This is a genomic window from uncultured Eudoraea sp., from assembly GCF_947258925.1.
Taxonomy (GTDB): Bacteria; Bacteroidota; Bacteroidia; order Flavobacteriales; family Flavobacteriaceae; genus Eudoraea.
This window is the reverse complement of the sequence record NZ_CAMYKG010000032.1, coordinates 1-26431: the sequence shown is the minus strand read 5'-3', so window position 1 is coordinate 26431 and position 26431 is coordinate 1. Positions and strand designations below refer to the sequence as shown.

At 39.0% G+C, this 26431-nt stretch carries 18 protein-coding genes and 1 tRNA gene; 15 read left to right on the top strand and 4 right to left on the bottom strand.

All coding sequences use genetic code 11. From position 1 onward, the window contains the following. Nucleotide 1 precedes the first annotated feature (1 nt). Entirely contained in the window at nucleotides 2-259 is a 258-nt protein-coding gene (locus Q0X77_RS11740) for a thioredoxin family protein (protein WP_297691004.1), read from the top strand. A gap of 51 nt (nucleotides 260-310) precedes the next feature. Here the strand turns inward: Q0X77_RS11740 and Q0X77_RS11735 are convergent, their stop codons facing one another. Beyond that, nucleotides 311-3670 (bottom strand): DUF2723 domain-containing protein, encoded by a 3360-nt coding sequence (locus Q0X77_RS11735; RefSeq protein WP_297797568.1) that lies wholly within the window; start codon nucleotides 3668-3670, stop codon nucleotides 311-313. Between the two features lie 168 nt (nucleotides 3671-3838). On the opposite strand from Q0X77_RS11735, the gene Q0X77_RS11730 reads away from it, so the two are divergent. Then, nucleotides 3839-3910 (top strand) — tRNA-Gln (locus Q0X77_RS11730). 54 nt (nucleotides 3911-3964) lie between these two features. On the opposite strand, the gene Q0X77_RS11725 is transcribed toward Q0X77_RS11730, so the two are convergent. After that, nucleotides 3965-5269: a cation:proton antiporter gene (locus Q0X77_RS11725; protein WP_297797565.1), complete on the bottom strand. Its 1305-nt coding sequence runs from the start codon at nucleotides 5267-5269 to the stop codon at nucleotides 3965-3967. Between the two features lie 209 nt (nucleotides 5270-5478). On the opposite strand from Q0X77_RS11725, the gene rimP reads away from it, so the two are divergent. From rimP to infB, 3 genes are read left to right on the top strand one after another with little or no spacing between them, the layout of a single operon-like run. Continuing rightward, complete coding sequence (gene rimP, locus Q0X77_RS11720) at nucleotides 5479-5940, top strand: ribosome assembly cofactor RimP (RefSeq protein ID WP_297797570.1); 462 nt, start codon at nucleotides 5479-5481, stop codon at nucleotides 5938-5940. 12 nt (nucleotides 5941-5952) lie between these two features. Next, nucleotides 5953-7185, top strand: coding sequence for a transcription termination factor NusA (gene nusA, locus Q0X77_RS11715; protein ID WP_297797563.1), 1233 nt, complete (start codon nucleotides 5953-5955; stop codon nucleotides 7183-7185). Between the two features lie 42 nt (nucleotides 7186-7227). Beyond that, entirely contained in the window at nucleotides 7228-9918 is a 2691-nt protein-coding gene (infB, locus tag Q0X77_RS11710; RefSeq protein ID WP_297797561.1) for a translation initiation factor IF-2, read from the top strand. 81 nt (nucleotides 9919-9999) lie between these two features. Here the strand turns inward: infB and Q0X77_RS11705 are convergent, their stop codons facing one another. Beyond that, nucleotides 10000-10371, bottom strand: coding sequence for an SPOR domain-containing protein (locus Q0X77_RS11705; RefSeq protein WP_297797559.1), 372 nt, complete (start codon nucleotides 10369-10371; stop codon nucleotides 10000-10002). 233 nt (nucleotides 10372-10604) lie between these two features. Between Q0X77_RS11705 and Q0X77_RS11700 the strand changes: the two genes are divergently transcribed. The 9 genes from Q0X77_RS11700 (at nucleotide 10605) to Q0X77_RS11660 (ending at nucleotide 23277) form a co-directional block, all read left to right on the top strand. Then, the gene (locus Q0X77_RS11700) at nucleotides 10605-11993 is read left to right on the top strand and encodes a cytochrome c3 family protein (protein ID WP_297797557.1); all 1389 of its coding nucleotides are present in this window, start codon (nucleotides 10605-10607) and stop codon (nucleotides 11991-11993) included. Nucleotides 11994-12036: 43 nt separating this feature from the next. Beyond that, nucleotides 12037-15159 carry a TAT-variant-translocated molybdopterin oxidoreductase gene (locus Q0X77_RS11695; RefSeq protein ID WP_297797555.1) on the top strand — a complete coding sequence of 1041 codons (3123 nt, stop codon included), beginning with the start codon at nucleotides 12037-12039 and terminating at the stop codon, nucleotides 15157-15159. A 35-nt stretch (nucleotides 15160-15194) separates the two neighbouring features. Next, nucleotides 15195-16928, top strand: coding sequence for an NrfD/PsrC family molybdoenzyme membrane anchor subunit (nrfD, locus tag Q0X77_RS11690; RefSeq protein WP_297797553.1), 1734 nt, complete (start codon nucleotides 15195-15197; stop codon nucleotides 16926-16928). A 2-nt stretch (nucleotides 16929-16930) separates the two neighbouring features. Then, a complete protein-coding gene (locus tag Q0X77_RS11685; protein ID WP_297797551.1) occupies nucleotides 16931-17458 on the top strand; it encodes a DUF3341 domain-containing protein in 528 nt (175 codons plus the stop codon). Nucleotides 17459-17461: 3 nt separating this feature from the next. Beyond that, nucleotides 17462-18022 carry a cytochrome c gene (locus Q0X77_RS11680; protein WP_297797549.1) on the top strand — a complete coding sequence of 187 codons (561 nt, stop codon included), beginning with the start codon at nucleotides 17462-17464 and terminating at the stop codon, nucleotides 18020-18022. A gap of 16 nt (nucleotides 18023-18038) precedes the next feature. Then, nucleotides 18039-19358 (top strand): quinol:cytochrome C oxidoreductase, encoded by a 1320-nt coding sequence (locus Q0X77_RS11675; protein WP_297797546.1) that lies wholly within the window; start codon nucleotides 18039-18041, stop codon nucleotides 19356-19358. 28 nt (nucleotides 19359-19386) lie between these two features. Beyond that, entirely contained in the window at nucleotides 19387-20445 is a 1059-nt protein-coding gene (locus Q0X77_RS11670) for a cytochrome c oxidase subunit II (protein WP_297797544.1), read from the top strand. 43 nt (nucleotides 20446-20488) lie between these two features. After that, nucleotides 20489-22309, top strand: a complete 1821-nt coding sequence (locus Q0X77_RS11665; RefSeq protein ID WP_297797542.1) for a cbb3-type cytochrome c oxidase subunit I — start codon at nucleotides 20489-20491, stop codon at nucleotides 22307-22309. 143 nt (nucleotides 22310-22452) lie between these two features. Then, nucleotides 22453-23277, top strand: coding sequence for a DUF2807 domain-containing protein (locus Q0X77_RS11660; RefSeq protein WP_297797540.1), 825 nt, complete (start codon nucleotides 22453-22455; stop codon nucleotides 23275-23277). 73 nt (nucleotides 23278-23350) lie between these two features. Here Q0X77_RS11660 and pckA read toward each other — a convergent pair whose 3' ends face one another. Then, nucleotides 23351-24955, bottom strand: coding sequence for a phosphoenolpyruvate carboxykinase (ATP) (gene pckA / locus Q0X77_RS11655; RefSeq protein WP_297797538.1), 1605 nt, complete (start codon nucleotides 24953-24955; stop codon nucleotides 23351-23353). A gap of 199 nt (nucleotides 24956-25154) precedes the next feature. On the opposite strand from pckA, the gene ruvB reads away from it, so the two are divergent. Then, nucleotides 25155-26177, top strand: coding sequence for a Holliday junction branch migration DNA helicase RuvB (ruvB, locus tag Q0X77_RS11650; protein ID WP_297797536.1), 1023 nt, complete (start codon nucleotides 25155-25157; stop codon nucleotides 26175-26177). The last annotated feature ends 254 nt before the right edge of the window (nucleotides 26178-26431 follow it).

Genomic DNA, 26431 nt, shown 5'->3' with positions numbered 1-26431 from the left:
CGTGTTACTTGACTTTTATGCTGAATGGAATGAGCAATCTACTTCAATGCACCCGGTGCTAAGGGATGTAGCGGCCGCCTTAGGTGATAAAGGAAAGGTTATTAAAATAGACGTGGATAAGAATAAAGAATTGTCTCAAGCACTCAGAATTAAAGGCCTGCCTACCCTAATGATCTACAAAAAAGGGGAAATGGTTTGGAGACAAAGCGGCGAACAAGACGCAAATACACTTATAGGAATACTTAATGAATACCTTTAAAAAATAATTGCCTTCATCGCAGTAAGATAAAGTTTCCGGGTGCTAACTGGTTTAGTTGTTTCCGTTTATAGTATCCGTATCGCCTCCTGAATCTGTGCTATCGCCGGAAAATGAACCTTCTTCCACTGGTAAAGTCTCTTCCATATCCGGATCGCCCTGATTTATTAAAGGGGGTTCTTCCAGGACTTCATCTTTATAGAAATGACTAAACAGGTCTATGTGTTCATTAAAAATCAAGGTTTCCTTTTCCACGGTCTCCCGATCATTGTTCTCAATTAGAATATCTATATTTCTTCTGTAGGCTTCCATATCGCCAATGATATTCTCAATGTTGTCATATTGTTCATCCAACGGAATACCCGAATAATAGTCCAGACGATCCTGATAAATATCCCTCAATTTGTAAAATAATTCCCTTGCTTTCTGTGTTTCGCCAACTTTGTAGTAGCCATCAACAAAAGGTTCAACAAAAGCATAAAAACCAAAGTATTCTACCGGCATGTTTGTCATGGCTATATTGATGACATCTTTAGCCTCGTCAATCTTGTTTTCATTAATAAGAGCTTCAGTTAAACGAGCAAGGTTGCCACGAAAGGACAAAGCCTGTGTTCTGGTTTGAGGATCATGGTAGATCTCGGAACTTCCGGAATTTCCCCAGTCCCAGCCTTTAACAATATCGTACATCAAGTCTGTATCTATTCTTCCCATCTCAAAAGAACTTTGATTCTTGGTTAAAATAGGCACTAATTTATAGGCTAACCCTTCTAATTGTAAATATTCTTTCATCCAGATATATTCTGCCTTATCAAAGCTGCCTCCAGAGAAATATATCGGACGCTTCCAATCATTGTTGGCAAGGATATCCAACATCAAAATCCTATTTTTGGGCAGAGCGCTTTTCGGCAGGTCGATATCGATAAAATCTACAATTAAAGCCGAATCTTTTTCTTTAACCAGGCCACTTTCAATCACATTTTTTTTATTGACCTGTACTCTGATTTTGTTGGTTGGATAATATACCAGATCTAACGTACTTTCGGAATATTCACTAAGATCAGCACCTTGTTTTTCAAGGATGTACCTAAATTTGGTCTGTGGTTTATTGCTCCCCACCCAATTCATAAAATCTTTAATATCCCATCGCTTTTCAGCTAAACCAGGAAGACCCTGATAATAAATTACATCCCTGTTGCCATATCTGTATAATTCGTGTGTAAGTTGCGAAGGTATGGGGTCACTCTCATAGGCCTTTCGTTTCATTTGATCCACATACCAATCCGTAGCAAAAAGGCTGGTACATATAATTCTTATATCGGTACGATAGCCTTCAATTTCCTGGGCATACCATAGCGGGAAAGTATCATTATCTCCAATGGTAAATAACATGGCGCCCGCATCTTCCTGGCATGAATCCAGATAAGCCTTTGCGCTGGAACGTGCCGTAAATCTATTGGACCGGTCGTGATCGTCCCAATTCTGAAAGGCCATTAGCCCCGGTACCGTTAAAAGACAGATCAAAATAACAACAGGACCCAGTACTTTTGGGGTAATCAGTTTTTTGAACTCTTCATACAGGCCATATACACCCAGGCCTATCCATAGTGCAAAAACGTAGAAGGAACCAACAAGGGAATAATCCCGTTCACGTGGTTGAAAGATATATGGATTTGTGTAGAATTGAATTGCCAATCCGGTAAAAAGGAAAAACACAAGAAGCGCCCAGAATTGTTTTGGGTTTTTGGTAAGTTGGAATACCAAACCAATTATTCCAAGTATTAAAGGCAAAAAGAAATAGGTGTTACGGCCTTTATTGTCCAAAACATCTTGTGGAAGATTTTCCTGACTGCCTAATCGTAGACTATCTATAAACCCAATCCCGCTTAACCATTCGCCATTGCCATTGTATCTGCCTTGCACATCGTTTTGCTTACCAACAAAATTCCACATAAAATAGCGCATGTACATGTAGCCGAATTGAAATTGAAACATATATTTTATGTTCTGCCAAACGCTCGGAGGTTCTACTTCTAAGTACTCACCAAACTGACGTAAGAATCCAATATATTGTTCTTCATCTAATTCACCATTGGCAAGACCAGATTTCACCTGTGTAACTGCTTTGCGCAACTCCTCATTGGAGGTCTTCATCCTAAAATTAAGGGGTCCGAAATATTTCATATAGTTTTCGGCATTCTGTTCGCTCCACATCCTGGGCAGGATTCCCCTGTGATCTTCATTGGGTCCCTGCATTGCATTCTTATACTTATTGACAATGATATATTTCCCTAGCTCTTCATCCCTTTCATATTTAGGTTTATCATCCTTTTCCGGACCGGCGGGAGCAAATGTATCGGAATAATAGGTACCATAGATAGGGCTATCTACCTGAGGATACTGCTCTCTGTTGTAATAGGCCAGCAAGGATCGGGCATCCGATGGATTATTTTCGTTAATGATTACATTCGCATTTGCTCTAATGGGCAACATAAGCCATGAAGAAAACCCAAGAAATAAGAACATTGCGCAAAGCACTAAAGTGTTGGCAACTCTGTAATTATTTTTTCGTGTATATCGCAAGCCAAAATAAAAGGCGCCAATAAAAATTAAGAGCATAATCACTGTCCCCGAATTAAAGGGCAAGCCAATGCTGTTGATAAAAAAGACTTCGCTCCAGCCAAATAGTTTTAGAACATAGGTCAGGGAAAATTTATAAACCAACATTAAAATGCCAATAACAATGATATTGGCCAATATAAAATTCTTGACTGTTGTAGTTTTATATTTTTTGAAATAATACATTAACCCTATCGTTGGAATGGCCAAAAAACCCATAAATTGAATTCCAAACGTAAGACCTACCACAAATGAAATCAGGATCAACCAGCGGTTGCCTCTTGGATCTTCCAAATCATCGGTCCATTTCAGTCCCAGCCATAGCAGCAAGGCCATAATAAAACTTGCCATTGCATATACTTCAGTTTCTACAGCGTTAAACCAAAAACTATCAGAAAATGTAAAGGCCAAAGCCCCTACCAGGCCACTGCCAAAAACCACGATAGCATTGCTGTTTGTAAACTTTTCATTTTTGGATATTAACTTACGCGTAAGATTGGTAATGGTCCAGAACATAAACAAAATTGTAAAAGCACTGGAAACACCGGAAACATAATTCACCATACGCGCAATCTGGTCAGGTGCAAAAGCGAACATGGAAAAAAAGGCTCCAATCATTTGAAGTAAAGGTGCACCCGGAGGGTGGGCCACCTGTAATTTCGCTGAGGTAGCAATATATTCACCCGCATCCCAAAAACTTCCTGTGGGTTCTACGGTAATGGCGTAAGTAATAAGGGCTATAAAAAAAACGACCCACCCAAGGATGGTGTCCCATTTCTCGAAATTCTTTGAAAACATGTACAATGAAGTTTACCAGTCTGGGCGAATTTACTAATTAAAATAGATATTGGCTTATAATTTTGTCAAACCTTTAACAAGAGGAGGATGTACTTTTTTAGTTGATTGTACTCAAAATATTTGTGCAAATAAAAGTTTGTCTTAAATTTGCACGCTCCTTTACATTAATGGCCTATGGTGTAATTGGCAACACAGCTGGTTTTGGTCCAGTCGTTCTAGGTTCGAGTCCTAGTAGGCCAACTGAAATTTAAAAATCTATCCCAACCCTTTTTAAGTGTTGGGATTTTTTTTACTTTATTCTAAATCCCCGGGGAGCTGAGGTTCATCTTGTACCGGGAGTTCACCTTGGTCAATGGTATTGTTCAATTCCTTTAACTTATCTATTTCTTCATCTTCCATGTCCAAAAGTGTGCTCATTTTTTTCTTGTCCTTGATCATGGCCCAGGTCATGACAAGACTCGTACCAATAATCACAAAAAGTAAAATGCCCGGTTCAAATGTAGCTACCTGAGCTTCTTCGGGAATTGCATAAAATAAAAGAATGGTAATAAGTCCTCTCGGAGCAATAAATAATTGAGGGAGAATATCACTTCCCATAAATGTTCTTAAGATTACAAATCTTATTACATAGATTGAAAGAATAATAAGCAGACTTACCAAGACTACCTGTATATTAAATAATGACGCTATGGCAATTGTTAATCCAAAAATCACAAAGAAGAAGGTGCGCACTACGAATGCCGTTTCGAGTGTAACAATATGAAGCTCGTGGTATATTCTATGTGCTTTTTCATACTCAAGAAAGTGAGAAAGTTTTCCTCCAAAGAACAATTTCATATTCGCAATTACTAACCCAAAAATGAGTATTATCAGCAATGAGGAGAGATGCAATTGTTTCCCGATCGCGTATAGTAGAAGCAGTACCGCTATAAGCAGGAATAATTTAGCCTGACTTTTAATCTTCTGGAAAATGAGAATAATCGCATAACTGGCAATTAGTGATATGACTATGGTAAGGAGTATATTAAGGGCAAAACCGCCTGCACCGGAATTTTCAGTTGGATTGAGTCCGCTTACAAGAAAATAGAACATCATGATACCCATAATGTCAGAAAATGTACTTTCATAAATATGGAACTCCTTTTTCTTTTCCACAAGCCCGCTTACACTGGGAATAATAATGGCGCTGGATAAGATAGATAAAGGTGTTGCATAAAGCCAGGCGGCTTGCATAGACATTTCCGGAACAAATTGATGCAGAATCAGTGCTGCAACCCAGGCAGACCCTATTAAACCAGTCAGGGCTATGGCCATAGATTTTAATATAGGGATTAGTTTTTCCCTTTTTAATTCAAGTTCCAGCGCAGCTTCAAGGACGATCATGATAAGGCCGATTATACCAAGAACTTCCAGTGCCGGAAAAAAATCGACTTCTTCTGCGGTGAAATACTTTAGAACGAATTGCAATATAAATCCCAGGAGGATCAGTAATAAGACAGAAGGAATGTTTGTCCTTTTTGCTATGCCATTAAATAAAAAGGATAGAATAAGTATTACCGAAGCCTCAATTATAAGGTTATAAGAATTAAAGACGTCCATGGAAGGTTGATTATATTATTAGGATTTAATACATGGTTTATAAAAGTACAACTAAAAGTCAAACGTTCGGGATACCGCTAATAGTATGTAAGATAAATGGGGTAAGCTTCTGTTTTATGAATCAAAAAAAGTTGTATATTTGCGCCACTGAACGGATATTATTGTATTCATGAGGGGACAAATTGTCCCCTCTTTTGTTACTTATAGTTATGTTTAAGGCGAAAGTTGAAGCGCTTTTAGAAGAAGCACTGAAAGAAAATAAAACCTTGTTTTTGATAGATTTCTCTATTACTCCTGATAAGACTATTAAGATAGTTCTTGACGGGGATGAAGGTGTCAACTTGAAGGATTGCATTGCCGTAAGCAGGGCAATTGAGCATAATCTGGATAGGGAAGAGCATGATTTTTCAATAGAAGTTACCTCAGCAGGAGCGTCAGAACCTATTGTAATGCCAAGGCAATATCCAAAAAATATTGGCAGGAAATTAATAGTAAAAACATCGACTGAAAATTTCGAAGGCGACCTTACCGAGGCAAATGAGGAATCGATAACACTGGAATGGAAAGCACGGGAACCTAAGCCGGTTGGGAAAGGAAAAATAACTGTTCAGAAAAGAAAAGAAATTGCCATTTCTGAAATTGAAGAGGCAAAAGTTAAATTAAAATTTTAATTACATCGCAAAATGGAAAATATTGCATTGATCGAATCTTTCTCGGAATTTAAGGATGACAAATTTATAGACCGGGTAACCCTTATGGCGATATTGGAGGACGTTTTCAGGAATGCCTTAAAGAAAAAATTTGGTTCCGATGATAATTTTGACATTATTATCAATCCTGATAAAGGCGACCTGGAAATATGGAGGAATAGGGTGGTTGTTGAAGATGGAGAGGTAGAAGAGCCAAACGAGGAAATATCCCTTTCTGAAGCTCGCAAGATTGAACCGGATTTTGAAGTTGGTGAAGATGTTTCTGAGGAAGTAAGACTTATTGATCTTGGAAGAAGAGCAATACTTGCTTTACGGCAGAACCTTATATCCAAAATTCACGAACACGATAATACAACTATCTATAAGCAATTTAAGGACCTCGAAGGTGAGATTTACACGGCAGAGGTGCACCATATAAGACATAAGGCTATTATCTTACTGGATGATGAGGGTAACGAAATTATTCTTCCCAAGGATAAACAGATACCTTCTGATTTTTTTAGGAAAGGAGATAATGTTCGCGGCATCATTGAAAGTGTTGAGCTTAAGGGCAATAAACCAATGATTATCATGTCCAGGACTTCACCTGTTTTCCTTGAACAACTATTTTTCCAGGAAATACCTGAAGTATTTGACGGTTTAATTACGATTAAAAAGGCCGTTAGAATTCCGGGGGAGAAAGCTAAAGTAGCGGTGGATTCTTATGATGACCGAATAGATCCGGTTGGCGCATGTGTAGGGATGAAAGGTAGCCGTATCCACGGGATTGTACGCGAGTTAGGCAATGAAAATATAGATGTGATAAACTGGACGAACAACCCACAATTAATGGTTACCCGGGCGCTTAGTCCAGCACGTGTTTCTACAGTATCCTTAAATGATGAAAAAGGAACAGCGCAAGTCTATTTAAGACCCGAAGAAGTCTCCAAGGCTATAGGCCGGGGAGGTCATAATATACGACTCGCAGGTCAACTTACAGGTTATGAAATCGATGTATTCCGTGAAGGGGTAGAGGAAGATGTGGAACTTACTGAATTCTCTGATGAAATTGAAGGCTGGATAATTGAAGAACTTAAAAAGATAGGTTTAGATACCGCCAGGAGTGTTCTGGAACAGGACGTTGATGATTTGGTAAAACGCACGGACCTGGAAGAGGAGACTATTTCTGATGTTGTACGTATCCTAAAAGAAGAATTTGAAGATTAAGCTATATATTAGCAATATTAAAGTAGAGAGTAAACAGTATTTATGGCAGACAATGCAACAATAAGGCTTAATAAAGTCCTAAGAGAACTTAACATTTCTTTGGATAGAGCAGTGGATTTCCTTGCGTCTAAAGGGCATAAGGTGGAGGCCAGGCCAACCACAAAGATTTCCGAAGACATACATCAGGTTCTATTAGACGAATTCCAGACAGATATGAGCAAGAGGGTTGCGTCCCAGGAGGTTGGTGAAGAAAAGCGCAAAGAAAAAGAAGCCATAAGACTGCAATTGGAACAAGAGCAGGAGGAAAAAAGGCTGGAGAGGGAAAAAAGAGCCGCTTCCCGAGAAGTAATTAAGGCAAAAGTTGAACTTTCAGGACCAAAACAAGTAGGGAAAATAGATCTCAAACCCAAGAAGAAAGTAAAATCCGAGCCTCAAAAAACTGAGGATAAACCTATCCCAAAGGAGGAGAAAGTAGATGAAGTAAAGAAGGAAGTTAAGGTTGAAAAGACGACTGAGAAGGTAAAGCCTGAGGTAGCTCCTGAGGCAGTTAAGAAAGAAGATAAAATCGTTGCAGAGGATAAACCCGCGGAACCGGAATCTATTACTACGAAGTATAAAAAGCTTTCTGGTCCTAAGATAATGGGGGACAAAATTGACCTCTCCAAATTTAATAAACCCAAGAAGAAAAAAGAACCTGCAAAAGCGTCTTCTGATGCCGATAAACGCAAAAGAAGAAAACGTATAGTTAGTAGTAATGGTGCTCAGGGAGGCAGGGGTAGAACGGCTGCAAAAAAAGGGCAACGATTTACTTCCACTCCAAAGGTGGAACCCACAGAGGAAGAAGTACAAAAACAGGTTCGTGAAACACTTGAGAAACTTCAGGGCAAATCTAAAAAAGGTAAGGGTGCCAAATATAGAAGGGATAAAAGGGACCAGCACAGACAGCAGACAGAGAAAGATCTTGAACAACAGGAATTAGAAAGTAAAATTCTTAAGGTTACCGAGTTTGTGACTGTAGGAGAAGTTGCTACGATGATGGAAATATCCTCTACTGAAATAATTTCAGCCTGTATGTCACTTGGGATCATGGTTACCATGAATCAAAGGCTGGATGCGGAGACCCTCTCTATCGTTGCTGACGAATTTGGTTATGAAGTAGAATTTGTTACCGCGGATATTGAGGAATCTATTGAAGAAGAAGTAGATGTACCAGAGGATTTAGAACCTCGAGCTCCTATTGTCACGGTTATGGGACATGTGGATCATGGTAAAACTTCATTGCTGGACTATATAAGAGAGGAAAATGTAATCGCCGGTGAAAGTGGAGGAATAACACAGCATATTGGAGCCTATGGGGTAAGTTTATCGGGAGGTCAAAGGATTACTTTCTTAGACACACCCGGACACGAGGCTTTTACCGCAATGCGTGCACGTGGTGCCCAGGTAACAGATATTGCTATAATAGTAGTAGCTGCTGATGATGACATTATGCCGCAGACAAAGGAAGCTATCAGCCACGCACAGGCTGCCGGGGTTCCCATCGTTTTTGCAATAAACAAAATAGATAGACCTACTGCTAATCCTGATAAGATTAAAGAAGGTTTGGCCGCAATGAATTTATTGGTTGAGGATTGGGGAGGTAAAATACAATCTCATGATATTTCAGCCAAAACCGGAGAAGGGATAAAAGAACTTTTGGAAAAAGTGCTTCTAGAAGCAGAACTTCTTGAACTAAAAGCTAACCCCAATAAATTGGCAACAGGAACGGTTGTAGAGGCATTTCTCGACAAAGGGAGAGGTTATGTCTCAACAATACTAGTACAGGCAGGGACTCTGGAAATAGGAGATTACGTTTTGGCCGGTACTTGTAGCGGAAAGATAAAAGCCATGCAGGATGAACGGGGTAAGAATGTTAAAAAAGTGGGTCCGTCCACACCAATTTCTATTTTAGGATTGGATGGAGCACCTCAGGCTGGCGATAAATTCAATGTCCTGGAAGACGAAAAGGAAGCCAAACAAATTGCGGCGAAAAGAAGTCAATTGCAACGTGAACAATCTGTGAGAACCCAGCGTCATATTACCCTCGATGAAATTGGCAGACGAATTGCATTGGGTGACTTTAAAGAATTAAACATTATTCTAAAGGGAGATGTTGACGGATCAGTCGAAGCTTTAACGGATTCTTTCCAAAAGCTGTCAACAGATGAAATCCAGGTCAATATTATTCACAAAGGTGTCGGCGCAATAACGGAGTCTGATGTTTTATTGGCTTCTGCATCTGATGCAATTGTAATTGGATTTAATGTAAGGCCTATGGGTAACGCCCGGGATATTGCAGATAAAGAAGAAATTGACATCAGAATGTATTCTATCATCTACGATGCTATCAATGATCTTAAAGATGCTATGGAAGGAATGCTTTCTCCTGAGATGAAAGAAGAGATTACGGGTACAGCCGAAATCAGGGAAACCTTTAAAATCTCTAAAGTGGGTACCATTGCTGGTTGTATGGTTACCACAGGTAAAATCTTCAGGAATTCCAGTATTCGTCTTATTCGTGATGGAGTTGTAATTTATACAGGGGAACTTTCCTCCCTGAAAAGATTTAAAGATGATGTTAAAGAAGTAGCCAAGGGATATGATTGCGGACTACAAGTGAAGAATTATAACGACATTAAAGAAAATGATATAGTGGAAGCTTTCCAGGAAGTCGCTGTTAAGAAGAAACTTTAATCAAATTTAATTTTCGAACTAAAATCACCGGTCCTGATAGTCAGGAAAGGAATGTTCGATAAAATAAAATCAAAAAACGACCTATTTGGTCGTTTTTTCCGGTTTTAATAAAAGTGATTCCGGAAATTTGATTCGTACTTCTCTAAATTTACGCTCTGCTTCCAGTTTAGATTTAAACTGACCTGTCTGAACCCGGTAGGTTGGTGAATCAAAAATAATCTTTGATTTTAAATTGGGAAAATCAATATCTACCTGTTGTTTGAGTTCTTCTGCTTTGGTATAAGAGCCGAATCCTACCTGGATGGTATAGAAATTAGACTTTGAATTACTGATTTTATATACTTCCAAAAGACGCGTAATACTTTCATCTTGTTCAACGCTTATTTTTCCACTTTGTGCCATTCCGAAAGTGAAAAATACAAGAAGTATTACCGTTAGAATTGCTGTTTTCATGATATTTACTTTATGGATATAAAACATAAAATACAAAAGTAATTTATTGAATGTTAAACAAAAGTATTCCCGCTTATTTAGAATAATTATAAATTATAAATTATCAAACCATTAACATTTCCCAAATAAAGTCAAAGTCTTATTTTTGTCGCAATTTGAGCGGCGATAAATTACCTATTTATCTTAGTATACAGTAATTATCGTGCCAGAATTAAGATAGAAATATTTTAAATATGAAAAAGGTTTTGTACCGCCATCAGATTTCTAAACTTTTTACTTTTACTCTAGTAGTTTTTCTACTTCTTTCCAATGCTCTTTTTGCACAGGAAGAAACCACGGAACAGAGCTCTGAGGCTGAAACTGAAGTTGTCGAAGAAGCAGTTGATTCGGGTTCCGGTGATGCGGTAAAGGGCAAACAACTATTTAATCAGAATTGTGCGGCATGTCATGCGCTAAATCGCAAAATGACCGGGCCGGCATTAGCCAATGTTGAGGCCAGACTTGCCGAGGATGAAGGATTGGATAAGGAATGGTTGTATGCATGGATTAAGAATAGTGCCGGGATGATAAGTTCGGGCGATGCCTATGCTAACAAGATATATGCGGAGTACAATCAGGCGGCGATGACCGCTTTTCCAACCTTGTCAAACACTGACATAGATGATATATTGGCTTATACGGCTGCTACACCTCCTGCGCCTGCAGCGGCAGTTGCCGCAACTGATGCAGGTCAGGTAGCAACTGATTCTTCTGGCCTTTCCAATGAAATTATTTTGGGCGCCCTTGTACTGATTTTTGCGCTCCTGGTAATGATGCTAATCCTGGTAAACAACACCTTGCAACGAATTGCTGAGGCTAATGGTGTAGCTATGGAAAGGGATAAAGTGGCAAAACGCACTCCAATATGGAAAGCGTTCGCACAAAATCAATTCCTGGTTCTTGTTTCCGTAATATTCCTTTTATTGGCAAGTGCATACTTTGCATATGGGTGGATGATGCAGATTGGTATAGATCAGGGATATGCTCCAATCCAACCAATTCATTATTCGCACAAGGTGCATGCAGGGGATAATAAAATTGAATGTAAATATTGTCATTCTTCGGCCAGGGTTTCCAAACATTCAGGAATTCCTTCTTTGAATGTATGTATGAATTGCCACAAATCAATTTATGAGTACAAGGGTAATCCAGAAGGTCCTAGTCAGGAAGATTTGGCAAATGGATATACGAATGAATTCTATACAGGAGAAATAAAGAAGTTATACAAGGCTGTAGGCTGGGATGAGGAAAATCAGCAATATACAGGAGAAAGTCAACCGGTAGAATGGGTAAGAATACATAATCTTCCGGATTTGGCTTATTTTAATCACTCACAACATGTTACCGTCGGAGGGATTGAATGCCAGACCTGTCATGGGCCTGTCGAGGAAATGGAGATTATGTATCAGTATTCTTCTTTAACTATGGGCTGGTGTATTAATTGCCACAGGGAAACCAATGTAAAGGTAGAGGACAACGCCTACTATGCCAAAATACATGAGGAATTATCAAAGAAATATGGCGTTGAAAATCTTACAGCTGCGCAAATGGGCGGTTTAGAATGTGGTAAATGCCACTATTGAGATAAGAGAAATAAAGAAGCATCTAATTACAGATATAAAATATATGGCATCAAAAAAGTATTGGAAAAGCGAAGCGGAACTTAATCCCAACGATGCTATCGTTGAGACGCTGGGACAAAACGAATTTCCGGAAGAAATACCTGTTGATGAATTTTTAGGAGATAAAGAGAATTTGTCTGCCAGTACTACAAATAGAAGAGATTTTCTAAAATATGTAGGGTTTAGCACGGCGGCTGCATCTTTAGCAGCATGTGAAGGTCCGGTTAGAAAATCTATACCTTATGTTGTTAAGCCTGAGCAAATAATTCCGGGGGTAGCAAATTACTACGCAACTACCATAGCCGATGGTTATGATTTTGCAAGTATTTTGATAAAAACAAGGGAAGGCCGGCCAATTAAAGTTGAGAATAATAAAGACGCTGCAACAAAAGGCAATTCCAATGCCAGAATACAGGCATCCGTTCTTTCTTTATATGACAGTACCAGATTACAAGGTCCATTAGCTAATGGAGAACCTATAGAATGGGCTGCTTTAGATACAGCAGTAAAGGGTAAACTGGGAGCATTTAAAGCTACCGGGAAGCAAATAGCGTTGCTTACCCAGACCTATGCCAGTCCTTCTACTGCGAAGTTAGTTGCTGAGTTTAAAGAATTTTACGGAAATGTAAATCATATTACTTACGATGCCATTAGCGAAGATGCCGCATTATCGGCATTTGAGGCCAGGTTTGGTGAAAGGGCACTACCTTCTTATGATTTCGAGAAAGCCGAGGTAATCGTTTCTTTTGGAGCAGATTTTCTGGGTGATTGGCAAGGCGGAGGTTTTGATAGTGGATATTCCAAAGGAAGGATCCCTAAAAATGGTAAGATGTCAAGGCATATTCAATTCGAATCCAATATGTCTCTTACTGGGGCGAATGCAGATAAAAGAATTCCATTAAAACCATCAGAGCAGAAAAAAGCATTAGCAAGTTTGTTTGGCAAGCTAAACAATAGTTCTGTGAATGTTGATCTTAGTGACACAATCAATAAAGCTGTAGACGATGTTGTTGCCGAAATAAAAAATGCAGGGAAAAACGCAGTTGTTGTTACAGGTTTAGATGATGTGAATGCTCAGGCCGTTACGTTATCAATAAATGAAATGCTTGCGAGTTCGGCATTTGACCCAACTGCACCAAGATATATCAGACAAGGAAACACAAAAACGGTTAATGCCCTTATCAAGGACATGAATTCAGGGAAAGTAGGCGCTTTGATAATGGATGGTGTTAATCCTATGTATACCCTTCCTAATGCTTCAGAGTTTGCAGAAGGTGTTGCAAAAGTAGATTTATCAGTTACCTTCTCCACAAATTGGAATGAGACTACAGAAATTACGGAGTTCACAGCAGCTTCTAACCATTATCTGGAATCTTGGGGAGATGCACAGTTTGTCAAAGGACATTACAGTCTGATGCAGCCAACGATAAAGGAACTTTTTGATACAAGACAGTTTCAACAAGCTCTTCTTCAATGGATGGATAGCGATTTAAGTTATTACGATTACTTAAAAGAAACCTGGAGCACAGGTGTTTTGGGTGAGGCTTCCTGGAATAAAGCACTTCATGATGGAGTTTTCTCAATGAAGGCCGATTCTACTGATGATAGCTCGGCGCCAAATGATGATTCCGCTGCTCAAACAATGGATGAGCAGTCTGAAGGAGATAGTTCTGTAGCGCCAATTTCGGCTGCTATAAGTACTCTTTCCAGCTCTTCAGCTGACGGAATGGAATTAGTTCTTTATCCTAAAACGGGCATGGGAGACGGTAAGCAAGCCAATAACCCATGGTTACAGGAATTTCCAGATCCTATTTCCAGGGTTTCCTGGGATAATTATGTATGTGTTTCCAGAGCGGATGCATCTACACTTGGATTCGTAAATGAAAATGTAGCGAATGGAGGTCTGAACGGTAGTTATGCAAGACTAACGGTTAACGGTGTCTCATTGGAAAATGTGCCGGTGATTATTCAGCCAGGTCAGGCCGCTGGTACTTTAGGACTGTCATTTGGTTATGGCAGACAAGTAGGCATGAAAGCTGAAATGCAGACCGGGGTTAATGCATATACCCTGTATCAGGGATTTAGTAACATTCAAAATGTTACTATTGAAAAGGCATCAGGCACGCATGAATTTGCATGTGTTCAGTTGCACAATACCCTAATGGGCAGAGGTGATATCATAAAGGAGACTACCTTAGAAATATTTAATACAAAGGATCATTCAGAATGGAATCACGTACCTCAGGTGTCATTAAACCATCAGGAGGTACCTGCTACAACTGTAGATCTTTGGGATAGTTTTGACAGGTCTATCGGACATCATTTTAATATGTCGATAGATTTGAATGCCTGTACAGGTTGTGGCGCATGTGTTATTGCCTGTCACGCAGAAAACAATGTACCTGTCGTTGGTAAGGAAGAGGTTCGGAAATCGAGAGATATGCACTGGTTGCGTATAGACAGATATTATTCTTCAGAGGATTCTTTTGACCAGGACAATATAAAAAAGGATGAATTTTCGGGAATTTCAGAAACTAAATCAGGTTTTGAAGAAATGGAACTTGCTGCGGTCAACCCTCAGGTGGCATTTCAACCTGTAATGTGCCAGCATTGTAATCATGCTCCTTGTGAGACTGTTTGTCCGGTTGCAGCGACTTCACATAGTCGTCAGGGTCAGAATCATATGGCATACAACCGATGCGTTGGCACCAGATATTGTGCTAACAACTGTCCTTACAAAGTAAGAAGGTTTAACTGGTTCTTATTGAATAATAATGATGAATTCGATTATCATTTCAATAACGATCTTGGTAAAATGGTTATTAACCCTGATGTGACCGTACGTTCTCGAGGGGTAATTGAGAAATGTTCGCTTTGTATCCAAATGACGCAAAAGACAATTCTTGATGCCAAACGTGAGGGAAGAGAAATAGTTGATGGGGAATTTCAAACAGCCTGTTCAAATGCTTGTAGCAATGGGGCAATTGTTTTTGGGGATTCAAATGACGAAGAAAGCCAGGTAACAGAATTAAAGAAAAATGATAGGATGTACCACTTATTGGAAAGTGTAGGTACAAAACCTAATGTGTTTTATCATGTGAAAGTGAGAAACACAAATAAAGCATAATCAATTTAGAAAGAATACAACTATAACAAATATATATGGCGTCGCATTACGAAGCACCAATACGTAAACCCTTAGTTCTTGGGGACAAAGGCTACCATGATGTATCGGTAGATATTGCAGCTCCGGTTGAAGGACGGGCTAGCAAACAATGGTGGATTGTCTTTTCCATTGCATTGGCAGCACTCCTTTGGGGCGTTGGGGCTATAATTTATACAATTTCTACGGGTATTGGTACCTGGGGTCTTAATAAGACGGTAAACTGGGCCTGGGATATTACAAACTTCGTTTGGTGGGTTGGTATTGGTCATGCGGGAACCCTGATTTCTGCCGTACTTTTACTATTCCGACAAAAATGGAGAATGGCAATCAATAGATCCGCCGAGGCCATGACCATATTTTCTGTAATCCAGGCGGGCTTGTTTCCTATAATACATATGGGTAGACCCTGGTTAGCATATTGGGTAGTGCCAATTCCTAACCAATTTGGTTCACTCTGGGTTAACTTTAATTCCCCTTTATTGTGGGATGTATTTGCAATATCAACGTATTTATCCGTTTCATTGGTATTCTGGTGGACAGGATTATTACCGGATTTCGGCATGATTAGGGACAGGGCAGTAAAACCTTTCCAAAAGAAAATTTATGGTTTGGTGAGTTTTGGATGGACAGGTCGTGCCAAAGATTGGCAACGATTCGAAGAAGTTTCTCTTGTTTTGGCAGGATTGGCGACACCTCTTGTACTTTCGGTCCATACCATCGTATCATTTGATTTTGCTACTTCGGTTATTCCCGGATGGCATACAACAATTTTTCCACCTTACTTTGTTGCCGGGGCAATTTTCTCGGGTTTTGCTATGGTTCAAACCTTGTTAATTATCATGAGGAAAGTAAGTCACCTTGAGGATTATATTACGGTGCAGCATATTGAACTGATGAACATAGTAATCATGATTACGGGCTCCATAGTTGGATGCGCTTATATTACGGAGCTTTTTATCGCCTGGTATTCAGGAGTGGAATATGAACAATATGCTTTTCTAAACAGGGCCACAGGACCATATTGGTGGGCCTATCTTTTAATGATGAGCTGCAATGTTCTGTCACCACAGATCATGTGGTTTAAGAAAATCAGGACAAGCATAGTAATTTCATTTATTATATCAATTGTAGTGAATATAGGTATGTGGTTTGAAAGATTTGTAATCATCGTTACCTCGTTACATCGCGATTATTTGCCGTCTTCCTGGACTATGTTCTCACCTACATATGTTGATATAGGCATATTCATAGGGACCATTGGATTCTTCTTTGTACTCTTTTTATTGTATTCAAGAACCTTTCCTGTAATTGCTCAGGCCGAGGTGAAATCAATATTAAAATCGTCAGGTGCCCGTTATAAAGCCCTTAGAGATGCAGGCAAGCCATTATATACGATACGTAAAGATGGGATTGTACGGGAAACCATTATAAACAATAGTCCGGAGGATGTGGCTTCTTCGGCGTCAAGCCAAGAAGAAAGTTTGCTTAGTTCGCTGGGTAGTTTTGATTCAGCAACTCAGGATCCTGATAACCTTAAAAAGGTAAAAGGTATTGGTCCTTTAATGGAGAAAACCTTAAACAAATTGGGAATTTATAGCTTTTTACAAGTTAGTAAAATGACCCAGAAAGAATACGATATGCTTGATTCCCTTACCGGAGCATTTCCGGGAAGAGCGCAGAGAGATGATTGGGCAGGACAAGCAAGAATGTTTTTAAACAACGATAAATAATTATGGCAGCAACTGTTATCCACGCATACTACGATGATGATGATGTTTTGATGCACGCCGTTAAAAAGCTTAAAGCCGAAAAGCATCATATTGAAGAGGTCTATTGTCCTTTTCCAGTCCATGGACTGGACAAAGCGATGGGATTGGCCCCAACCAGAATAGCCATAACATCTTTTATGTATGGCTGTTTGGGATTAATTGTTTCCATTGTTATGATGAAATACATAATGATTGATGATTGGCCAATGGATATAGGTGGTAAACCCAGTTTTAGCTATATTGAAAATATGCCTGCCTTTGTTCCGATTATGTTTGAATTAACTGTCTTTTTTGCAGCTCATTTAATGGTGATCACATTTTATTTAAGAAGTAAATTATGGCCGTATAAAAAAGCAGAGAATCCGGATGTCAGAACAACAGATGCTCATTTTGTTATGGAAATTGAAGTACATAACAACGAGTCCGAATTAAAGGATTTGTTGCTTGATACAGGAGCAGTAGAATTAAACATTATTAAAAACAGTCATTAGATAATGAAGCGTTTTATAGAAATAGTAATGGTTTTGTTGGTAATTGGACTTGTGTCCGGCTGTGCCGATACGAATGCCCCCAACTATCAATATATGCCAAATATGTATGAGCCTGTTGGATATGAGACCTATCAACAGGTTGATTTTCTTCCAAGTGGAACTGAAGCCATGACACCTCCGGAAAACACAATTCACAGAGGTTGGTTGCCGTATGAGTTTGCCAACGATATGGAGGGGAAGGAAATGGCACGATTGCAGGAAAGCCCCTTAGATTCTTTACAAATGGAAGCTAATCTTGCCAAGGGTAAGGAATTGTATGATATCTATTGCGCTATATGTCATGGGAATCAGGGCAAGGGACAAGGAACTCTTGTAAAAAGAGAAAAGATACTGGGTGTGCCCAGTTATGCAGATGCGGCAAGGAATATTACTGAGGGAAGTACGTATCATGTAATTTATTACGGATTAAATTCTATGGGATCCTATGCCGGTCAGCTTAATTTTGAAGAAAGATGGCAGGTATCTGAGTATGTAATGCAATTGAAACAAGACTTAATAAAATAATACATAGATTTATAGTATGTACAAGTTTTCAAACAAACTAAAAATAGCTTCCTTTATTCTCATGGCCGTTGGGGTATTGGGAATGGGCATTGGCTTTGTATCTGCACCGGCTACAGTAGAAGAAGCTAAAGCAATGGCAGCCGTCCATGATGACGGAAACGGTGATTCACATGGCGAAGAAGCTTCACACGCGGTAGCCTCTGATCACGGAGAGGCAGCTGATCACAGTTCAGAACACGATGAACATTTGTTACATCAATTACAAAACAGACCATGGTCTGCCCTATATGTAGCAGCATTCTTTTTCTTTATGATTGCCCTTGGGGTATTGGCTTTTTATGGAATTCAAAGAGCTTCCCAAGCCGGGTGGTCACCAATGTTATTCCGGGTAATGGAAGGGATTACGGCATATCTTGTCCCAGGGGGAATAATTGTATTTGTTATCCTTGTACTATCGGTATTGCATTTTAATCATATGTTTACCTGGATGGATGCTGATGTTGTAGCTCATGATGAATTGCTTCAAAATAAAGCAGGGTATCTCAATCCTACTTTCTTTTTAATTAGAGCAGCTATTTTCCTTTTTGGATGGATCGGTTACCGTGAGATATCCAGAAGACTTTCTATTGCGCAGGACAAATCGGATGACAATTCTAATTTTAAGAAGAATTTCAGATGGTCTGCGGCATTCCTGGTATTTTATCTTATTTCAGAATCTATAATGTCCTGGGATTGGATAATGAGCGTTGACCCGCATTGGTTCAGTACCTTATTTGGATGGTATTTATTTGCGAGCATGATTGTCTCAGGTATAACTGTTATTGCAATGGTAACCATTTACCTCAAATCAAAAGGATATTTGCCTGATGTTAATGATAGTCATATCCATGATTTGGCAAAATTCATGTTTGGCTTCAGTATATTCTGGACCTACCTCTGGTTTGGTCAGTTCATGTTAATATGGTACGCAAATATTCCTGAAGAAGTTACGTATTATGTAACCAGGATTGAAGACTATAATTTACCATTTTTTGGTATGGTGGTAATGAATTTTGTATTTCCATTATTACTTCTAATGAACAGTGATTATAAAAGAGTGAATTGGTTTGTAATTATGACAGGTATCGTGTTACTTGCAGGCCATTATTTAGATATATTTAATATGATAATGCCAGGGACTGTAGGTGATCAATGGTACATAGGAATACCGGAATTAGGGGCTATCTCCTTTTTTGCGGGAGCGTTTATTTTTTGGGTATTCCGAGCATTAACTCATGCACCGTTGCAACCCAGCCGTAATCCTTTTATAGAGGAAAGCAGACATTTTCATTATTAGTAATTTTAAAGTATAATTTCAATATACAATGACTACATTATTGATCTTAGTTGTTTTAGTACTAGTGGCAATTGCGATTTGGCAAATGACCAAAATTTTTGAATTGTCCAAACTAAAGACCGTGGATTCACAAGTGGCGACAGATAAGGACAATAAGTACAATGGATATTTGCTATTTGCTTTTTTGATCTTTATTTATGGGATTACCATATTTAGTTTTTATAAATACACCAAAGTTTTGTTGCCTGAGGCGGCATCAGCCCATGGAGGTGATTATGATTATCTGATGCTTGTTTCATTCATAATCATCTTTTTTGTTCAAACCATAACCCAGGCATTATTGCATTATTTTGGATATAAATACAGGGGTGAAAAGGGTAAAAAGGCGTTGTTCTTTGCAGATAATGACCGTCTGGAATTCATATGGACGATAATACCGGTAATTGTATTGGCTGGTCTGATCTTATGGGGTTTATATACATGGACAAACATTATGGACATTAATGATGAGGATGATCCCCTGATTGTGGAACTTTATGCGCAACAATTCAATTGGACTGCGAGATATGGAGGGGCAGACAATGTATTGGGAGGTGCCAATGTTAGGATGATAGATATTGATAAGGCTAATATTTTAGGTTTAGATGAATCTGACCCTAATGCTTCTGATGATGTAATTGTCAAAGAATTACATCTGCCTGTTGGTAGGAAAGTAAATTTTAAAATGCGTTCCCAGGATGTATTGCACTCGGCCTATATGCCGCATTTCAGAGCTCAGATGAACTGTGTGCCTGGTATGACCACTGAATTTTCTTTTACCCCAACAATTACTACGGCTGAGATGAGGATGAATCCCGATGTTGTGGATAAAGTAAAAAGAACCAATAAAATAAGGGCCGAACGGGCCGCTAATGGAGAAGATAATTCAGATCCGTGGGAGTTTGATTATATTTTGCTTTGCAATAAAATTTGTGGTAAATCGCACTACAATATGCAAATGAAAATTATTGTTGAAAGTGAAGAGGATTATAATGCCTGGATTCAAAGTCAGCAGACTTTTAGTCAAACAATGGCATCAATACAATAAATTAGGCTATACAAAGGAAAATTAATAAAAAAAAAATTCAATTATGTCTGTTACTGCACATGCCCAGGTTGATGACCACACAGATGATCATGTACATCATCACAAAGAGACATTTGTAACTAAGTATATCTTTAGTCAGGATCATAAGATGATTTCAAAGCAGTATCTTATTACTGGTCTGATCATGGGTTTTATTGGTATTGCCATGTCTCTCCTATTCAGAATGCAATTGGCATGGCCCGGAGAGTCTTTTCCAATTTTCGAAGCCTTATTGGGAGATTGGGCCCCTGGTGGTGTGATGGATGCCGATATGTATTTGGCTCTGGTAACCATTCATGGTACAATAATGGTTTTCTTTGTCCTTACGGCCGGTTTAAGTGGTACATTTAGTAACCTATTAATTCCATTACAAATAGGTGCAAGGGATATGGCCTCTGGCTTTCTGAATATGTTATCGTATTGGATGTTCTTTTTGTCCAGTGTTATTATGGTAATATCACTTTTTGTTGAAGCTGGCCCTGCAGCAGCAGGTTGGACCATTTACCCTCCGCTGAGTGCTTTGCCTATGGCGCAGCCAGGATCTGGGATGGGGATGACACTATGGCTGGTATCTATGGCGATTTTTATTGCCTCTTCCTTATTAGGGTCATTGAATTACATTGTTACGGTACTTAACCTAAGGACCAAAGGGATGTCAATGACAAGACTTCCATTGACCATTTGGGCGTTTTTTGTAACGGCAATAATTGGTGTAGTTTCTTTCCCGGTATTGTTGTCGGCAGCTTTACTTTTAATAATGGACAGAAGTTTTGGAACGTCTTTCTTTTTATCAGATATATTTATCCAGGGTGAAGTTTTACATTACCAGGGAGGCTCGCCCGTATTATTTGAGCACTTGTTTTGGTTTTTAGGACATCCTGAAGTTTATATAGTTCTATTGCCTGCTCTTGGTATTACCTCTGAAGTAATGTCAACTAATGCCCGTAAACCAATATTCGGTTACAGGGCTATGGTGGCATCAATTTTAGCAATCGCATTTTTATCAACCATAGTTTGGGGACATCATATGTTTGTTTCAGGAATGAATCCATTCCTTGGATCAGTATTTACATTTACTACCCTCTTGATTGCTATCCCATCTGCGGTTAAAGCATTTAACTATATAACCACCTTGTGGAAAGGTAATTTACAGCTTAATCCTGCAATGCTTTTCTCTATAGGATTGGTGTCAACTTTCATTACCGGAGGTTTAACAGGTATTATTCTTGGGGATAGTACTTTGGATATTAATGTTCATGACACGTATTTTGTTGTTGCGCATTTTCACCTGGTAATGGGTATTTCAGCCTTATATGGCTTATTTGCCGGAGTATATCACTGGTTCCCAAAAATGTTCAAGAGGATGATGAATAAGAATTTAGGTTATGTACACTTTTGGTTAACTGCAATCTGTGCATATGGGGTATTTTTCCCTATGCATTTTGTAGGTATGGCTGGAGTTCCGAGGCGCTATTATGAAAATACGGCCTTTCCTATGTTCGATGAATTAACAGATGTTAATGTACTTATTACTGTATTTGCCATGGTAGCCGGTCTGGCTCAATTGGTTTTCCTATATAATTTCATCAGTAGTATGTTCTACGGGAAGCCTACGGAGCAGAATCCCTGGAGATCTAATACACTCGAATGGACTGCACCAATCGAACATTTTCATGGAAACTGGGAAGGTAAGATTCCTGAAGTACATAGATGGGCCTATGATTATAGCAAAACCATGGACAATGGGGAATACGTAATCCCGGGTCAGGACTTTGTCCCCCAAAATATACCCCTTCAGGAGAATGAAGAGGAATTGAATCACTAAAGCGTAAATTGGCAACATATAGAATTTTAGCCCATCGAAAGATGGGCTTTTTTTATGTCTTCCCTGAAAGAATATGTATAAAGCTGTTATAAAAATATTTGCTTGACTTATTTTTAGGATGAATAATTATTAAATTCGCAAACGTGAAGAACTTTATTCTACTTTTTTTAGCATTATCCACCTTTGCAGTAAGTGCACAGCGAAAACCTAAAATTAAAGGCAACAAGACAATTGTTGACGTTAATGAAGATCTACCTTTCTTCAATGCCATAGAACTAAGGGATGATCTTGAAGTCTTGTTAAAAAAGACCGCCATTCCGGGATATTCGGTTTCCGCGGATGATAACTTAATAGACGTTTTAAAATTTGAGGTTGTAGATAGTACGTTGATTATAAGATCGTTTTATAAGATTACAGCTAAAAAACAACTGGAAATTACTGTAAATTACAACGAGCTAAATAGTATAAGTTTAGAGAATGGTAAATTGGTATCCGGGGATATGATTAATGCTGAAGTTCTTAATATCAGTGCCTACGGATCTTCCAAACTTGAATTGAATGCCAGGGCTTCGATTATGAATATTACAATGGAAGGAAATAGTACTGGAGACTTTAACCTGCAAACAGATTCTTTGGACCTTAAGTTAAGAGATAAAACTGATCTTAATCTGTATGGAATAATCAGTAAGGGTACAATTGAAATGTATGACAATACCCACACTGTGGCAGAAGGAACTGCAGATACATTAAATATAAAATTATTCGGAAGCAGCAATCTTAAAGCAGAAAATTTAGAAGCAGGAGTTGTGCATGCTGTAGTGGAAGAAACAACCAAAGCACGAATACATGCCTATAAGACTATCGAACTCTCTTCAAGTGGTTCAGCAAAAACTTATTTGTGGGGTAATGCCAAACTAACTATTAATGAATTTCTTAACACCTCAGAGCTTTATAAACGTGAAGAATAATATTTTAGTCAGTTTCTAATATAAAAAAACCCCATCGACTTTGCGATGGGGTTTTTTAAACACATCAATTTAGCTAGGACTGCATTGAGAAGTCCGCTTTTGGACCTGCCTCTACAATCTTGGTGTTTACATTGGCTTCAAACTTTTTAAAGTTTTCATTAAAAAGCCCTACTAGCTTCTTCTTTACTTCCTGATATTGCTCCTTGTCTTCCCAGGTATTCTTTGGTATGAGAATTTCAGAGGGTACTTCAGGACAACTTAGTGGAATTTGGAAACCAAATTCCTCGTCTGTAGAAAATTCAACATTATCAAAATCATGATTGTGAATTGCATCGATCATTGCTCGGGTATACTTCAGGCTCATCCTGGATCCTACACCATGCGCTCCACCAGTCCATCCGGTATTAACCAACCAGGCGGTAGCCTTGTGTTCTTTAATTTTTTCTGCAAGTAACTCTGCATACTTATTTGGATGCCACATCATAAATGCCGCACCAAAACAAGCACTGAAAGTTGCCTGTGGTTCTGTTACACCCATTTCAGTACCCGCAACTTTCGCAGTATAACCTGATATAAAGTGATAACTAGCCTGTTCAGGAGTAAGTTTACTTACCGGTGGTAATACACCAAAAGCATCACAGGTAAGGAAAATAATATTTTCCGGATGACCTGCTATACAAGGTATTTGCACATTATCTATATATTCAATTGGATAGGAGGCTCTTGTATTTTGTGTTATGCTGGTATCTGTGTAATCCACTTCTCTCGTGAATTTATCATATACCACATTCTCCAGAACTGTCCCAAATTTAATGGCATTGAAAATATCCGGTTCTTTTTCAGCCGAAAGATTTATAGCTTTAGCATAACATCCTCCTTCAATATTAAATGTGCCCTTATCGGTCCAGCAGTGCTCATCGTCCCCAATTAATCTACGTTTTGGGTCAGCACTTAAAGTGGTTTTACCTGTTCCTGATAAACCAAACAAAATAGTTACGTCATCCTTCTCCCCTACATTTGCTGAACAGTGCATCGGTAATACATTTTCCAGCGGCATTAAATAATTCATTACAGAGAAGATACCTTTCTTCATTTCCCCGGCGTACTGAGTTCCAAGAATTACAATTTCTTTGCGTTCCAGGTTAAGGTCTACACTGGTTTTAGACGTCATTTCGGAAGTATACCTGTTTGCTGGGAAACCACCGGCATTGAGAACAACATAATCTGGTTCTCCAAAATTTTCCAGTTCTTCAGCAGTTGGCATGATCAACATATTCTGCATAAACAGCGCGTGATACGCTCTTGTACATATAATTCTGACTTTAAGCCTGTAATTTGGGTCCCATCCGGCAAATGCATCTACTACGAATAAGTGATCGCAAATATTTAAGAAATCTAAAGCGCGTTCATGGTTTACCATAAAGGTATGCTCATCCAAACCTATATTTATTTCACCCCAGTCTATGTTATTTTCGGAATCCGGATGCCTTACAATTCTCTTATCCTTAGGACTACGGCCGGTTTTTTCGGCAGAGTAAGTCATTAGTGCACCTACATTAGATATAGCTGTTCCCTTTTCCAGTCGTAATCCCAATTCATAAAGCACAGGAACACTGCTATTCCTATACACCTGCTCCGTTTCTATCCCGTATTTTTGTAGATTAAAAGATGTTTTCATTGTTTTTTTGTTTTTGAAGATTGTACTTTCCTAACTATTGATAATTTAGTGATAATTCATAAATTTTATGCAAAGAATGCAATAAATCTTTGTAAAAAAGATGACAAATATCATGTGCATTCAAGGTTTTGTCTTAATATAAAGAAGTAGGTACACTTTGTGATATTTACCGCTTTTCTTTTTTACTATCTTTGAAAACATGAACGATAATCTTGATCCTACCGGCTCCACGTTTTCTCAAGAGGAATTGGATATTGAACGTGCATTAAGGCCCATTACTTTTGATGATTTTACTGGTCAGGAGCAAGTATTGGAGAACCTGAAGGTTTTCGTACAGGCGGCAAACCAACGTAACGAAGCCCTGGATCATACCTTGTTCCACGGTCCGCCGGGATTAGGTAAAACTACTCTGGCACATATCCTTGCGAATGAATTGGGAGTTGGAATAAAAATTACTTCTGGTCCGGTTTTGGATAAACCGGGAGATCTTGCAGGACTATTGACCAATCTTGAAGAACGCGATGTGCTTTTTATTGATGAAATACATAGACTAAGCCCCATAGTCGAAGAGTATTTGTACTCAGCTATGGAGGATTATAAAATTGATATTATGATCGAAACCGGTCCAAATGCCAGGTCGGTCCAAATAAATTTGAATCCTTTTACTTTAATCGGGGCTACCACACGATCAGGGTTGTTAACGGCTCCCATGCGTGCAAGATTTGGAATAACCAGCAGACTGGAATATTACAGAACCGAATTGTTATCAACCATAGTGTTGCGAAGTGCGGATATCCTGAAAGTTCCGATTACAGATGATGCAGCGATCGAAATTGCAGGAAGAAGCAGGGGAACTCCAAGGATAAGTAACGCATTGCTAAGGAGGGTAAGGGATTTTGCTCAGATCAAAGGAGATGGAAATATAGATATGGCTATTTCGCGTTATGGTTTAAAGGCACTTAATGTAGATACTCATGGATTGGATGAGATGGACAACAAAATCCTGACTACTATTATAGACAAATTTAAAGGTGGCCCGGTAGGCATTACTACCTTGGCTACGGCAGTTTCGGAAAGTGCGGAAACCATTGAAGAAGTTTACGAACCTTTTTTAATTCAGCAGGGATTTATTATGCGTACACCAAGGGGCAGAGAAGTAACCGAATTAGCGTACACCCACTTGGGTAGAATAAAAGGAGGTTCCCAACCCGGTTTGTTTTAGTTTTTTTATTCTATGTCAGGCTGAGCGCAGTCGAAGCTTTAAATAATAATAGATTCCAATATGTCAGGCTGAGCGCAGTCGAAGCCTTGGATAAAAAAGGATTCCAATATGTCAGGCTGAGCGCAGTCGAAGCCTTGAATAAAAAGGTATTCCAATATGTCAGGCTTAGCGCAGTCGAAGCCTTAAATAAAAAGGGATTCCAATATGTCAGGCTGAGCGCAGTCGAAGCCTTAAATAAAAAGGGATTCCAATAT